This window comes from Caulobacter sp. 17J65-9 (genome assembly GCF_010975005.1).
GTDB lineage: Bacteria > Pseudomonadota > Alphaproteobacteria > Caulobacterales > Caulobacteraceae > 17J80-11.
Window position 1 is genome coordinate 1 of record NZ_JAAIVC010000128.1, and the last position, 11,480, is coordinate 11,480.

Annotated in this window: 15 protein-coding genes and 2 pseudogenes; 6 read left to right on the forward strand and 11 right to left on the reverse strand. The window is 72.6% G+C overall.

Going from position 1 to position 11,480, the window contains the following annotated elements:
- The 5 genes and pseudogenes from G3573_RS16145 to G3573_RS16165 form a co-directional block, all read right to left on the reverse strand.
- Window positions 1–544 (reverse strand): annotated as a pseudogene (locus G3573_RS16145) (hypothetical protein); the annotation flags it as partial.
- Window positions 545–611: 67 nt separating this feature from the next.
- Window positions 612–806 (reverse strand): helix-turn-helix transcriptional regulator, encoded by a 195-nt coding sequence (locus G3573_RS16150; protein WP_163262483.1) that lies wholly within the window; start codon window positions 804–806, stop codon window positions 612–614.
- Window positions 807–825: 19 nt separating this feature from the next.
- Window positions 826–1,365, reverse strand: a complete 540-nt coding sequence (gene pal, locus G3573_RS16155) for a peptidoglycan-associated lipoprotein Pal (protein ID WP_205598298.1) — start codon at window positions 1,363–1,365, stop codon at window positions 826–828.
- A 97-nt stretch (window positions 1,366–1,462) separates the two neighbouring features.
- Window positions 1,463–2,509, reverse strand: a complete 1,047-nt coding sequence (locus tag G3573_RS16160) for an NAD(P)-dependent alcohol dehydrogenase (RefSeq protein WP_163262485.1) — start codon at window positions 2,507–2,509, stop codon at window positions 1,463–1,465.
- A 31-nt stretch (window positions 2,510–2,540) separates the two neighbouring features.
- Entirely contained in the window at window positions 2,541–3,530 is a 990-nt protein-coding gene (locus tag G3573_RS16165) for an aldo/keto reductase (RefSeq protein WP_163262487.1), read from the reverse strand.
- Window positions 3,531–3,664: 134 nt separating this feature from the next.
- On the opposite strand from G3573_RS16165, the gene G3573_RS16170 reads away from it, so the two are divergent.
- The 6 genes from G3573_RS16170 (at window position 3,665) to G3573_RS16195 (ending at window position 7,243) form a co-directional block, all read left to right on the forward strand.
- Entirely contained in the window at window positions 3,665–4,576 is a 912-nt protein-coding gene (locus G3573_RS16170) for a LysR family transcriptional regulator (protein WP_163262489.1), read from the forward strand.
- A 32-nt stretch (window positions 4,577–4,608) separates the two neighbouring features.
- Window positions 4,609–4,929: a metalloregulator ArsR/SmtB family transcription factor gene (locus G3573_RS16175; protein ID WP_163262491.1), complete on the forward strand. Its 321-nt coding sequence runs from the start codon at window positions 4,609–4,611 to the stop codon at window positions 4,927–4,929.
- Entirely contained in the window at window positions 4,926–5,345 is a 420-nt protein-coding gene (locus G3573_RS16180) for an SRPBCC domain-containing protein (protein ID WP_163262493.1), read from the forward strand. Before G3573_RS16175 ends, G3573_RS16180 begins: the two co-directional genes overlap by 4 nt.
- Window positions 5,342–5,758, forward strand: coding sequence for a DUF1801 domain-containing protein (locus G3573_RS16185; RefSeq protein WP_163262495.1), 417 nt, complete (start codon window positions 5,342–5,344; stop codon window positions 5,756–5,758). The genes G3573_RS16180 and G3573_RS16185 overlap by 4 nt, the downstream gene beginning before the upstream one ends.
- A complete protein-coding gene (locus G3573_RS16190) occupies window positions 5,755–6,201 on the forward strand; it encodes a DUF1801 domain-containing protein (RefSeq protein WP_163262497.1) in 447 nt (148 codons plus the stop codon). Before G3573_RS16185 ends, G3573_RS16190 begins: the two co-directional genes overlap by 4 nt.
- Before the next feature lie 100 nt (window positions 6,202–6,301).
- Window positions 6,302–7,243 (forward strand): DUF808 domain-containing protein, encoded by a 942-nt coding sequence (locus G3573_RS16195; protein ID WP_163262499.1) that lies wholly within the window; start codon window positions 6,302–6,304, stop codon window positions 7,241–7,243.
- A 13-nt stretch (window positions 7,244–7,256) separates the two neighbouring features.
- On the opposite strand, the gene G3573_RS16200 is transcribed toward G3573_RS16195, so the two are convergent.
- The 6 genes and pseudogenes from G3573_RS16200 to G3573_RS16225 form a co-directional block, all read right to left on the reverse strand.
- Complete coding sequence (locus tag G3573_RS16200; RefSeq protein WP_163262501.1) at window positions 7,257–8,243, reverse strand: lysylphosphatidylglycerol synthase domain-containing protein; 987 nt, start codon at window positions 8,241–8,243, stop codon at window positions 7,257–7,259.
- Window positions 8,240–8,989 (reverse strand): PIG-L family deacetylase, encoded by a 750-nt coding sequence (locus tag G3573_RS16205; RefSeq protein ID WP_163262503.1) that lies wholly within the window; start codon window positions 8,987–8,989, stop codon window positions 8,240–8,242. Before G3573_RS16205 ends, G3573_RS16200 begins: the two co-directional genes overlap by 4 nt.
- Entirely contained in the window at window positions 8,986–10,203 is a 1,218-nt protein-coding gene (locus G3573_RS16210; protein ID WP_163262505.1) for a glycosyltransferase, read from the reverse strand. The genes G3573_RS16205 and G3573_RS16210 overlap by 4 nt, the downstream gene beginning before the upstream one ends.
- Before the next feature lie 97 nt (window positions 10,204–10,300).
- Window positions 10,301–10,747, reverse strand: a complete 447-nt coding sequence (locus G3573_RS16215) for a PA2169 family four-helix-bundle protein (protein WP_163262507.1) — start codon at window positions 10,745–10,747, stop codon at window positions 10,301–10,303.
- Window positions 10,748–10,818: 71 nt separating this feature from the next.
- Window positions 10,819–11,217: a GFA family protein gene (locus G3573_RS16220; RefSeq protein ID WP_163262509.1), complete on the reverse strand. Its 399-nt coding sequence runs from the start codon at window positions 11,215–11,217 to the stop codon at window positions 10,819–10,821.
- 59 nt (window positions 11,218–11,276) lie between these two features.
- Window positions 11,277–11,480 (reverse strand): annotated as a pseudogene (locus tag G3573_RS16225) (DUF4167 domain-containing protein); the annotation flags it as partial.

Below are 11,480 nucleotides of genomic sequence, written 5' to 3' on the forward strand. Positions count from 1 at the left end.
CAGCACAGGCGCGCCCGACAGCCGCGCCGTCTCGCGCCGCGTGGTCCGAAGCGCGGTCGCCGGCCCCGGACACCGCCACCACCGGCACGCCCCAGCGCCGCAGCCAGCCGGTCGCATAGCCGGCGGCCGACGGGTCCGGCGCGGTCAGCAGAACGCCGACCAGCCGCGCGCTCAGAGCCTCGGAGGCGAGGGTCTTCAGGGCCCCGGCGTCGAACAGTTCACGCTCCAGCTCGACCACCGCCACGTCCGTGCGCCCCATGGCCAGCCGGTCGAGCAGGACGGCGGCCGCCTCGCCCAGGCGGGGGCCACGCAGCCGGGCGCCCTGGTCGCCGACGTCCAGTATGGGGCTGGCGCCCGCGTCCACCATCGACCAGTAGCCGTGCCCGCTGCGCCGGCCGTTCAGCCGGATCGCGCCGACGCTCAGTCCGGCGCGCTTGAGCCCGCGCACGAGGCGCGCCGCGGCCGTGGTGCGTCCGGCGCGGTCGACCGTGCCGAGCACGGCCAGGGAGGGAAGTCGGACGTCGGTCGCTGGGTCCAGGGTCATCGGGCGTCCCTCGAACTGCCGTCGCCGGCGCCGTTCGCGCCGCGAACACTCCCTCAACTCGGCCCAGTCAGCTCGGACTGAGGACTCCGAACTCTGCGCGCGCGAAGGCGCGCCGGAGCGCAATGAAGGTGCCGGGGCGGGGCTGGGTCAGCCCCGCCTCGAACTTCTGAATGGTCAGGGCGACGAGGCCCGACCGGGCGGCCAGATCCTCGACCGTCCAGCCCCGGCGACAGCGCTCGCGTTCGCAATCTTCCGGCGACATGACCGCAGCCTCAGCGGGATTAGCGGCGGTCGCCGAATTCCAGCACCACGGACTGGGCGTTGCGGTTCTGCGCCCAGGAGTCCTCGCCCGAGCCGGACGCGATCGGGCGTTCCTTGCCGTACGAGATGGTGTCGATCCGGTTCGGAGCGACGCCCCAGGCGACCAGTTGGGTCTTCACCGCCGTCGCGCGACGGGCGCCCAGGGCGAAGTTGTACTCGCGCGTGCCGCGTTCGTCGGCGTTGCCGGCGACCATCACCCGCACGGTCGGATGGGCGGCCAGCCAGTTCGCCTGGCTGCGCAGGGCCGACATGGCGTCCCCGCCCAGGGTGTGGCTGTCGAGTTCGAAATAGACCCGGTCGCCCGCTTCCGAAGCGAAGCGCTCGGCCAGCGAACCCAGGGCGCCCGGCTGGACCGAACCGCCGCCGTCGCCGCCGGGGTTGTAGCCCTGCTCGGCCGGCGTCTCGCCGCCGGCGACGGTGTCCGGGTGGGGCTTGGGCTTGGTGGCGCAGGCCGCCAGAAGGACCATCGAGGCGACGGCCGCCAGGTTCATCGTTCGCATTGCAGAGCTCCGTGTCCCCTGTAGGAGCAGGCTTTGCGTACGCCCGAGCAAGTATCAGGAAATTATAAACCCGGCGGCCGAACCCAGGTCAGGCGCCTCAGCCGGCCAGCGACTCCATGTCGATCACGAACCGGTAGCGCACGTCCGCCTTCTCCAGCCGGTCGAAGGCCTCGTTGACCTGGTCCATGCGGATGGTCTCGACGTCCGGCAGGATGTTGCGGCGGCCGCAGAAGTCGAGCAGCTCCTGGGTCTCCTTGATCCCGCCGATCGGCGAGCCGGCGATCCGCCGGCGGCCGAACATCAGCGGCACGGTCGAGGGGGCCTCAAGCGGGCCGATCTGGCCGACGATCACCAGGGTGCCGTCCACGTCCAGCAGCGGCAGGTACGGGTCCAGCGCGTGCTTCACCGGCACGGTGTCGATGATCAGGTCCATGCTCGAGGCCGCCTCGGCCATAGCCTCCTCGTCGGTGGAGACCAGCAGGGCGTCGACGCCCAGCGCCAGGGCGTCGGCCTCCTTGGCGTGGCTGCGGCTGAGCACGGTGACGTGCGCGCCCATGCCCGCGGCCAGCTTCACGGCCATGTGGCCCAGCCCGCCCAGGCCGATCACGCCGACCCGGCTGCCCGGCCCGACGTTCCACATGCGCAGCGGCGAATAGGTGGTGATGCCGGCGCACAGCAGCGGCGCGGCGCGTGAGATGTCCAGGCTGTCGGGCACCTTCAGGACGAACTCCTCGCGCACCACGACGTGCTTCGAATAGCCGCCCTGGGTCAGCTCGCCGGTGAGCCGGTCGGGGCTGGCGTAGGTCAGGGTCATGCCCTCGCGGCACAGCTGCTCCTCGCCCTTGCGGCACTGGTCGCAGCGCTGGCAGCTGTCGACCATGCAGCCGACCGCCACGCGGTCGCCTTCCTTGAAGCGGCTGACCTGCGGGCCGACCGCGCTGACCCGGCCGACGATCTCGTGGCCGGGCACCAGCGGATAGGCCGACATGCCCCAGTCGTTGCGGGCCATGTGCAGGTCCGAATGGCAGATCCCGCAGCAGAGGATGTCGATGGCGACATCGTTCGGGCGCAGGGCCCGGCGTTCGAAATGGAAGGGCGCGAGCGGCGCGCCGGCGGCCGACGCCGCGTAACCGACAGTTTTCAAATGACAGCTCCTGACGTGAGGGGGCGGCCGCTCAGCGGCCGACCATCTTCTGCAGTTGTTCCGGATAGCGGGCGCCCTGGACGGCGAGGCCGGCCAGGACGGCGTCGATCGCCTTCAGGTCCTCAGGCGTCAGCTCGACCGCCGCCGCGCCCAGGTTCTCTTCCAGCCGGTGCGGCTTGGTCGTGCCCGGGATCGGCACGATCCAGGGCTTCTGGGCCAGCAGCCAGGCCAGCGCGATCTGGGCCTTGGTCGCCCCCTTGCCCGCGGCGATCTGGTCCAGCCGCTCGACCAGGGCCAGGTTGGCCCGGCGCGCCTCCAGCGCGAAGCGCGGCACGACGTTGCGGAAGTCGCCCTCGGCGAAGGTCGTTGTCTCGCTGATCGCCCCGGTCAGGAAGCCCTTGCCCAGCGGGCTGAACGGCACGAAGCCGATGCCCAGCTCCTCCAGGGTCGGCAGGATCTCCTGCTCCGGCTCGCGCCACCACAGCGAGTATTCGCTCTGCAGGGCGGTGACCGGCTGGACCGCGTGGGCGCGCCGGATGGTCTGCACGCCCGCCTCCGACAGGCCGAAGTGCTTCACCTTGCCCTCGGCGATCAGGTCCTTCACCGCGCCGGCGACGTCCTCGATCGGCACGTCCGGGTCGACCCTGTGCTGGTAGAACAGGTCGATGACCTCGGTCTTCAGGCGCTTCAGCGAGGCCTCGGCCACCGCGCGGACGTGCTCGGGCCGGCTGTTCAGCTTCCGGGCCGACGGCTCCGACTCCAGGTCGAACCCGAACTTGGTGGCGATCACCACCTTGTCGCGCACCGGCGCCAGCGCCTCGCCGACCAGCTCCTCGTTGACGTAGGGGCCATAGACCTCGGCCGTGTCGAAGAAGGTGACGCCCCGATCCACCGCCGCGCGGATCAGCTTGATCCCCGCCGCCCGCTCGACCGCCGGCCCCAGGCCGAAGCTCAGGCCCATGCAGCCGAGGCCGAGGGCGGACACCTCAAGGCCGCTGCGGCCCAGTTCGCGCTTCTGCATTCGTCTTTTCCTGTCGTGATCGGTCGCGGCTTCGGCCGACTGCGCCGAAGCCTCTCGCAGCGGAGAACTTAGGAACGCCCCCGACCAGCGATTAGGCGTTAAATTGCGCATGCGCCTATGTCGGGAGTTCATGAATGCGTCGCGAAGCCCTGAGCGATCTGGCCGCCTTCCTGGCCGTGGCCGAGGAGCGCAGCTTCACCCGCGCCGCCGCCCGGCTGGGCACCTCGCAGTCGGCGCTCAGCCACACGCTCCGGCGGCTGGAAGCCGAGCTCGGCCTGCGGCTGCTGACCCGCACCACCCGCAGCGTCGCGCCGACCGAGGCCGGCGAGCGGCTGATCGAGACCCTGCGCCCGGCCTTCGACGACATCGACGCGCGCCTGGCCGCGCTCAGCGAACTGCGCGAAAAGCCCGCCGGCACGGTGCGCATCACCACCGGCCAGCACGCGGCGCGCACCATCCTGTGGCCGGCGCTGGCGCGCCTGCTGCCGGCCTATCCCGACGTGACGGTCGAGCTGAACGTCGACCAGGGCCTGCGCGACATCGTGGCCGAGCGGTTCGACGCCGGCGTGCGGCTCGGCGAGCAGGTGGCCAAGGACATGGTCGCGGTGCGCATCGGGCCCGACCTGCGCATGGTGGTCGTCGGCGCGCCGGGGTACCTGGCCGCGCGCCCAGCGCCCGCGACGCCGCACGACCTCACCCGCCACGCCTGCATCAACCTGCGCCTGCCGACGCTCGGCGGGCTCTACGCCTGGGAGTTCGAGAAGGACGGCCGGCCGCTGAACGTGCGGGTCGACGGGCCGCTGGTCCTCAACGATCTGGAGCTGATCCTGGAGGCGGCCCTGGCCGGGCTCGGCCTGGCCATCCTGCCCGACGACCTGGTCGAGCCCTATGTGCGCGAGGGTCGGCTGACCGTCGTGCTCGAGGATTGGTGCCCGCCCTTCCCCGGCTACCACCTCTACTATCCCAGCCGCCGCCAGCTCGCCCCGGCCATGGCGTTGGTGGTCGAGGCGCTGCGCTGGCGCGGCGGGCGGACGGTTTCCGCTTGATCAATCCATAACCATAGAGTTATGAATTGCGCATGGACGCCCAGGACGCCCTCTTCCGCACCCTCGCCGACCCGACCCGCCGGGCGCTGTTCGAGCGCCTGTGCCGAGACGGCGAACAGACGGTCGGCGCCCTGACGGCCCAGGCCGGCGTCTCCCAGCCGGCCGTCTCCAAGCACCTGGGCGTGCTGAAGCAGGCGGGCCTGGTCAGCGACCGCCACGAGGGCCGCCAGACCCACTACAGCGCCCGTCCCGACGCCCTGGCCCCGCTGGCCGACTGGACCAAACAGATGGCCGGCTTCTGGCGCAGCCGCCTCGACGACCTCGAAGACCTTCTGAACAGGATGGACCAATGACCGCCGCCGCGACCGAAACCCGCTCCGTCGTGCTCGAACGCGACCTCGCCCATCCGCCGGAGAAGGTCTGGCGCGCCCTGACCCAGCCGCACCTGATGGAGGCCTGGCTGATGAAGACCGACTTCGAGCCGGTCGTGGGCCGCCGCTTCGACTTCCGCGCCGACTGGGGCTCGGTCGACTGCGAGGTTCTGGAGATCGAGCCGAACCGCACCCTGTCCTACACCTGGGCCGCCTACGGCCTGGAAAGCGTGGTCACCTGGACCCTGTCGCCGGCCGGCGCGGGAACCCACCTGCGCATGGAACAGTCCGGCTTCCGGGCCGACCAGGAGCAGGCCTACCAGGGCGCGGGCTACGGCTGGCGGAAGTTCTTCGCCAACCTCGAGCAGGTGCTGGCGACTGAGGAGACCGCGGCGTGAAGGCGACCGGAACCCCCGAAGGCCAAAGCCAGGAAAACGAGAGCGCGACGCGGCTGATCGACGAGCGGATCGCCTCGCTTCCCGACTGGCGCGGCGAGACGCTCGGGCGCCTGCGCGCCCTGATCCGCGACGCCGTTCCGGACGTCGCCGAGGAATGGAAGTGGCGCGGCGTGCCGGTCTGGTCGCACGGCGGCATCCTGTGCACCGGCGAGACCTACAAGGAGGTGGTGAAGACCACCTTCGCCAGGGGCGCGTCCCTTCCCGATCCCACGGGCCTGTTCAACTCCAGCCTGGAGGGCAGCACGCGGCGCGCCATCGACTTCCGCGAGGGCGAGGCGATCGACGCGGCGGCGTTCAAGGCGCTGGTCCGCGCCGCCGCCGACCTGAACGCGTCCAAGGCCAGGCGCAAATGAAGCGAGACGCCGGGGCGAAGCCGGAAGCCGGCGAGGTCCGCCTGCTCTCCGGCGGCAACCCGCAGATCGCCAAGGGCGACGGCGACGCCCCGGTGCAAGCCTGGATCGCCGCCCTGCCCGGCTGGAAGCGCGAGCTGGGCGAACGGCTCGACGCCCTGATCGTCCGGACCGTGCCGGATGTACGCAAGGCGGTGAAGTGGAAGTCGCCCTTCTACGGCGTCGAGGGGAAGGGCTGGTTCCTCAGCGCCCACGCCTTCACCGGTTATCTCAAGCTGGCCTTCTTCCGCGGCGCTTCGCTTCAGCCGCTCCCGCCCGGGGCCAGCAAGACCCCCGACACGCGCTATCTCGACATCCGCGAGCACGACGCGCTCGACGAGGCGCAGCTGGCCGACTGGATCCGCCAGGCCGCCGCCCTGCCCGGCTTCCTCGCGCCCGGCGACTAGGCCCCCGTCCAGCGTCACCGCTTGTCGGCCAGGCCGTCCCGGTGCATGCATGCGCCCCCGTTCTCGGGCGGCGACGCCGCCCACGCACTCCGAGGATCCAATGCCTTCCGGCCTGGCCGCCCTGCTCGACGACATCGCCGGCATCGCAAAGATCGCCGCCGCCTCCGTGGACGATGTCGGAGCCGCCGCCGGCAAGGCCAGCGCCAAGGCCGCCGGCGTGGTGGTCGACGACGCGGCGGTGACGCCGTCCTACGCCGTGGGCTTCACGCCCGACCGCGAGCTGCCGATCGTCTGGAAGATCGCGCTGGGGTCCCTGCGCAACAAGTTCTTCTTCCTGCTCCCGGGCGCCCTGCTGCTCAGCGCTTTCGCGCCCTGGGCGGTCACACCGCTGCTGATGCTGGGCGGCTCCTACCTGTGCTTCGAGGCCACCGAGAAGATCCTGGAGAGCCTGGTCCACCACGACGACGCCGTGGAGATCGAGGACCTGGCGCTCAGCTCCGAGCAGCTGGAGCGCCAGAAGGTCTCCGGCGCCATCCGCACCGACTTCATCCTCTCGGCCGAGATCATGGCCATCGCTTTGGCCAGCGTCACCGGACAGCCGCTGATGGTGCAGGCCGGCGCGCTCGCCGTCGTGGCGCTGGCCATCACCGCCGGCGTCTACGGCGTGGTCGGCCTGATCGTGAAGCTGGACGACATCGGCCTGCACATGGCCAAGGGGCGTTCCAAGGTCGGGCGCGGCTTCGGCCGCGGCCTGGTGCGCGTCGTGCCGGGCGTGATGAGCGCGCTCACCGTGATCGGCACCGCGGCCATGCTGTGGGTCGGCGGCGGCATCATCGTCCACGGCCTGGAGCACTACCACGTGCCCTACATCCCGCACACGGTGGAAGGGCTGGAGGCCTGGGCTCACGCCGCGCCGGTGGTCGGGCCAGCCGCCGGCTGGCTGGCCTTCGCCATCGCCTCGGCCGTGGTCGGCCTGGTGGTCGGCGGCGTGATCGTCGGCGCCCTGCACCTGCTGCCCAAGCGCAAGGCCGCGGCGCACTAGCGTTTCTGAGGATCTAGGTTTGCCGCTGCTGCAGCCGGCGCGCCTCGCCGGCCTGCCACAGGGCCACGATAGGCAGGCCCAGGGCCAGGTCGCGCGCGCGCCGCAGCAGCGACAGCGCCACCCCGGTCCGGGCCGCGACCCCGAACAGCGGGGCCAGCACGGCGTAGGCCCCCTCCTGCACGCCGAAGCCGTAGGGGATGACGAAGGCCGCGACCTTGGAGGCGCAGATCAGCGCCTCCAGCGCCACCACCACCCGAAAGTCCACCTCCACACCCAGCATGTGCAGGGCCAGCATCGACCAGGCCGCGCCCAGGAACCACGAGGCCAGGTGCAGGGTGAAGCACAGCATCACCGCCGGCCGGCGGCGGTACAGCGCGTCGATCTCCGCCTTCAGCGCCGCCGCCCCGACCGCGGCGGACGGGTGCAGCCGCGCGCCGAACCGCTCGATGGCGCGCAGGCCCAGCTTCGGCCCCGCCGCCACCGCCACCGCCGCGGCGGCCAGTATCCCCAGCGCCAGGGCGAACATGGTCCCCACCCCGTCGGCCTCGGCCGCGCCGGCCAGCATCTCCAGGGCCAGCACCGCGCCGATGCCGGAAAAGGCGATCTGGGCGAACAGCTCGACCGAGGCGTCGACCGCCGCCGCCGCCGTGGCCCGGGTGGCCGGCACGCCGTGAACGGCCAGCACCCGCGCGCCCGCCGCGACCCCGGCCAGCGGCGTCAGCGGCAGGCTCTGGTTGACCGCGTCTCGCACCAGCCGCGCCCAGTAGAACAGGATGAAGCGCCGCTCGCCGCCCGGCGTCAGTCCGGCCCACGCGCCGGCCAGGACCAGCTGGTAGGCCAGGGTGGCCACGCACAGCAGCAGGAAGCCCGGCAGGCCGATCTCCGACAACGAGGCCCAGACCTGGCCCGCGCCGGTCCAGCCCACCACGCCCGCGCCGATCAGCAGGCCGGCGCAGGCGAGCAGCAGGGCCGGGCGGCGGAGGCGATGGAACGCCTTCACCGCAGGTCACGCACGAAGGCGTCGGCGCAGGCCCGCACCTCGTCGTAGGCCGCCCGGCCGGTCCGTTCGTAGAGCAGCGGCCCCGGGTGCGGCCGCTCCTTCACCCGGCCCGGCTCCAGCGCCTGGTGGCGGAAACCGTGGGTGGCGAAGCGCGCGAACATGGCCGGCCACAGGGTCGACCAGACGTGGGCCTGCGAAGGGTAGAAGCGCACGGCCGCGGCGTAGCGCGCCCATTCGGCGGCGGTCAGCGGCACGCCGGCGGCCGGCCCGTTCTGCACAAGCGGCGCGCAGGCGCGGAACACCGGGCCCGGCAGGCCCGCGCCGTTGTAGAGGCCGAACTGGCGGATCGGCGGGCGCCCCGGCAGCGCGCGTTGCAGCTCGCTGGCCAGCAGGGCGCACATGTCATGGTCGGCGTGCCCGCCCTCCCAGGCCGGGGCGACCAGCTCCTCCGGTTCTTCCGCCGCCACCGCCGCGCGCAGCGCTCGCCAGGCGTCGGGCAGGCTGCGGTGCACCGCGCCGTCCTGCACGCCCCAGCCGGCCCCGACGTGGCGGGCCGCGTCGTCCCCCAGCCCCAGCCAGCGCAGCAGGGCGCGGGTCTCCTCGAACCGCGCGCGGCCGACGCGTTCGCTGGGATAGTCGGCGACGAACAGCAGCCGCTGGCGCCGACCCTGCCGGTGACGCGCCAGCAGCAGCGGCAGGGCGCAGTACTCGTCGTCGAAATGGGCCAGGACGTAGACGACGCTCACGGGCCCACAGCCTCGTCGTGGGCCTCGTCGGCGAAGGCGCTGTCGCCGGTCAGGCCGGCGTAGACCGCGCTCAGCTGGTCGAAGGCGCGGTCCCAACTGTAGCGCTCGGCCACGTGCGCCCGCGCCTGTTCGCCCACGGCGACGAGGTCGCGCTCAAACAGGGCGGCGACCGCCTCGGCCAGGTCCGCCGGCGCCGAACCGGCGGCCAATTGGCCCACCTCCGGCACGATGGTCTCGGCCACGCCGCCGCCGGCCACGCCCACCACCGGCAGGCCGCAGGCCATGGCCTCCAGCACCACCAGGCCCAGCGCCTCGGCCGGATTGGCGTGCACCAGGGCGTCGCTGCTGGCCAGCAGCCGGGCCAGGGCGGCGGAGTCGCGCTGGAACGGCAGGCGGATCACGCCGTTGGTCGGCGGCAGGCCCGCGCCCGCCCCGATCAGCAGCAGCCGCCAGCCCGAGCCCAGCCTGGCTACCGCCTCGACCATGACCGGCACCCGCTTCTCCGCCGCCGGCCGGCCGGCGAACACCAGCAACTTCTCGTGCGGCGCCAGGCCCAGCGCCGCACGCACCCGCGCCCGGTCGGCCCGCGCCGGCGAGAAGGTCTCCAGATCCACGCCCAGCGGCACCGCCTCGACGCGGCGCACCCCGGCCTCCTGCAGCCGCGCGGCCAGGTAGCGGCTGGGCGCGACCACGGCGTCGAACCGGCCATAGGCGCCGGCCCAGCGCTTGCGCACCATCTCCTGGCTCCACTTGCCCAGCCGCGTCGCCGCCAGGGCCGGCAGGTCGGTGTGGCAGAAGCCGATCACCGGCACGCGCAGGGCTTCGCCCGCCTCCAGCGCGGCCAGGCCAGGCGTGTAGGGATCCTCCGCCTCGATCAGGGTCGGGTCCTGGCGGACCAGGCGCTGGGTCCAGGCGGCCTTGCTCATCGGCCAGCGATAGCCGCGCCCGAACGGCAGGGGCGCGGTGTAGATCGAGCGCAGCCCCTGGCCGTCGTCGGCGTCGCGCCGGCCGGGCAGGACAAGGCTATGGCGCACCTGCGGCCGGTTGCGCGCCATCCAGGCCCGCTTGGCGGTCAGGTAGCGCCGCACCCCGCCGCTCTCCGGCGCGTACAGCATGGTGGTGTCGACCAGACAGGCGCGACGAAGCCCGTCGGGGCCGGTGGAGGACTGACCGAGCGCGCCCCCGCGCTCGCCTGAGGACACGGCCCTGCGCATGGCCGATCAACTCGTCTGCCTTCCGGCAGGTTCGCGCCGGACGATGGCCGCATGAGGGCGCACCGGCACGGTCGCGGGGTTCAAAGCCGCCCCCCCGTCAGTGCATCTGCTTCTTCAGCCGGCTGATCTCGTCGTGCTCGGCGCGGACCTGGGTGCTCAGTTCGACGAGCCAGTCGCGCACGCGCGGCGGCAGTTCCGGCTCCTTGGCGGCCTTGGCGAAGCGGTGCTTCATCACGTCCTCGCCCTCCTCCACCTCGTCGACCACGGTCACGTCGTCGCCTCGACCTTCCTTGAAGGCCACGAAGCGCTCGTGGACCCGCGCGGCCAAGCTCTCGTCGCGCGGCGGCTCGCCCCCGAAGGTGCGCACTTCGTCGGCCAGCCGCTTGGACAGCGCCTGGCGCCGTTCGGCGCGCTCTTCGAGCATGGCCTTGAACCGCGGCTCACGGGCGTGGGCGGCGGCCTCGCGATAGCCGTGCACGTTGCTGAGCGTGGTCTCGATCAGGCCGTTCAGGACCCTGACGACGTGGCGCGCGTCCGGCTGCATGGCGGGACTCCTCGGCTGACGGGCCTGGAAAAACCGAGGGCGTGGAAGCGGCGTTCCAGGGCGCGGCCCGCTCAGCCCCCCTCCCGCGGCCCCGGCCACTCGGGCCGCGGGTGCGGATCGGCGAGGGTCATGTTCGCGCCCTCGGTGGCGCGCACGGGGACCGTGCTCGGGTCGAAGCCGTCCAGGCAGAACACGTTCACCCCGTAGTGGTCGGGGGCGGCGCGCTTGCGGTGGAAGACGTAGATCCCGCAGGTGCGGCAGAAGTGATGCTTGGCCCTGTGGGTGTTCCACGCGTAGAGGCCGAGGTTGTCCGCGCCGGCGAGGATTTCCAGCGCCGCCTCGGGGACCTTGGCCATCAGCGCGTTCTTCTTCACGCACAGCGAACAGTCGCAGGTGGTGAGCTCGGCGATCTCCGCGGTCAGTCGGAAGCGCACCGCGCCGCAGTGGCACGAGCCGTCGATCGGTTTCAAGGCCGTCCCCCCGGACAAGCAAAAAGGGCCCGACCTTTCGGCCGGGCCCTTCTCTGATCTTACGCCTCTTCGTCGGCGCCGGCGGTCGCTTTCGGCGCCTCGCCTTCGCCCTGGTCGAAGCTGGCCGGGCGCTTGCGGCGGGTGCGCGGGCGCTTCTCGGCGACCTCTTCCGCCGCCGCGTCCGGCGCCGGGGCCGGGGTCGGCTGGCGCAGGAAGGCCGGCAGGTGGTCCTCGTCACGCGCCGCCAGGGCCGGGGCCGGTTC

Bases quoted from the DNA above. Each gene is read 5' to 3' on its own strand.
- G3573_RS16150 (WP_163262483.1), bottom strand. From the start codon at position 806: ATGTCGCCGGAAGATTGCGAACGCGAGCGCTGTCGCCGGGGCTGGACG.
- pal (WP_205598298.1), bottom strand. From the start codon at position 1,365: ATGCGAACGATGAACCTGGCGGCCGTCGCCTCGATGGTCCTTCTGGCG.
- G3573_RS16165 (WP_163262487.1), bottom strand. From the start codon at position 3,530: ATGCAGAAGCGCGAACTGGGCCGCAGCGGCCTTGAGGTGTCCGCCCTC.
- G3573_RS16170 (WP_163262489.1), top strand. From the start codon at position 3,665: ATGCGTCGCGAAGCCCTGAGCGATCTGGCCGCCTTCCTGGCCGTGGCC.
- G3573_RS16175 (WP_163262491.1), top strand. From the start codon at position 4,609: ATGGACGCCCAGGACGCCCTCTTCCGCACCCTCGCCGACCCGACCCGC.
- G3573_RS16180 (WP_163262493.1), top strand. From the start codon at position 4,926: ATGACCGCCGCCGCGACCGAAACCCGCTCCGTCGTGCTCGAACGCGAC.
- G3573_RS16190 (WP_163262497.1), top strand. From the start codon at position 5,755: ATGAAGCGAGACGCCGGGGCGAAGCCGGAAGCCGGCGAGGTCCGCCTG.
- G3573_RS16195 (WP_163262499.1), top strand. From the start codon at position 6,302: ATGCCTTCCGGCCTGGCCGCCCTGCTCGACGACATCGCCGGCATCGCA.
- G3573_RS16210 (WP_163262505.1), bottom strand. From the start codon at position 10,203: ATGCGCAGGGCCGTGTCCTCAGGCGAGCGCGGGGGCGCGCTCGGTCAG.
- G3573_RS16215 (WP_163262507.1), bottom strand. From the start codon at position 10,747: ATGCAGCCGGACGCGCGCCACGTCGTCAGGGTCCTGAACGGCCTGATC.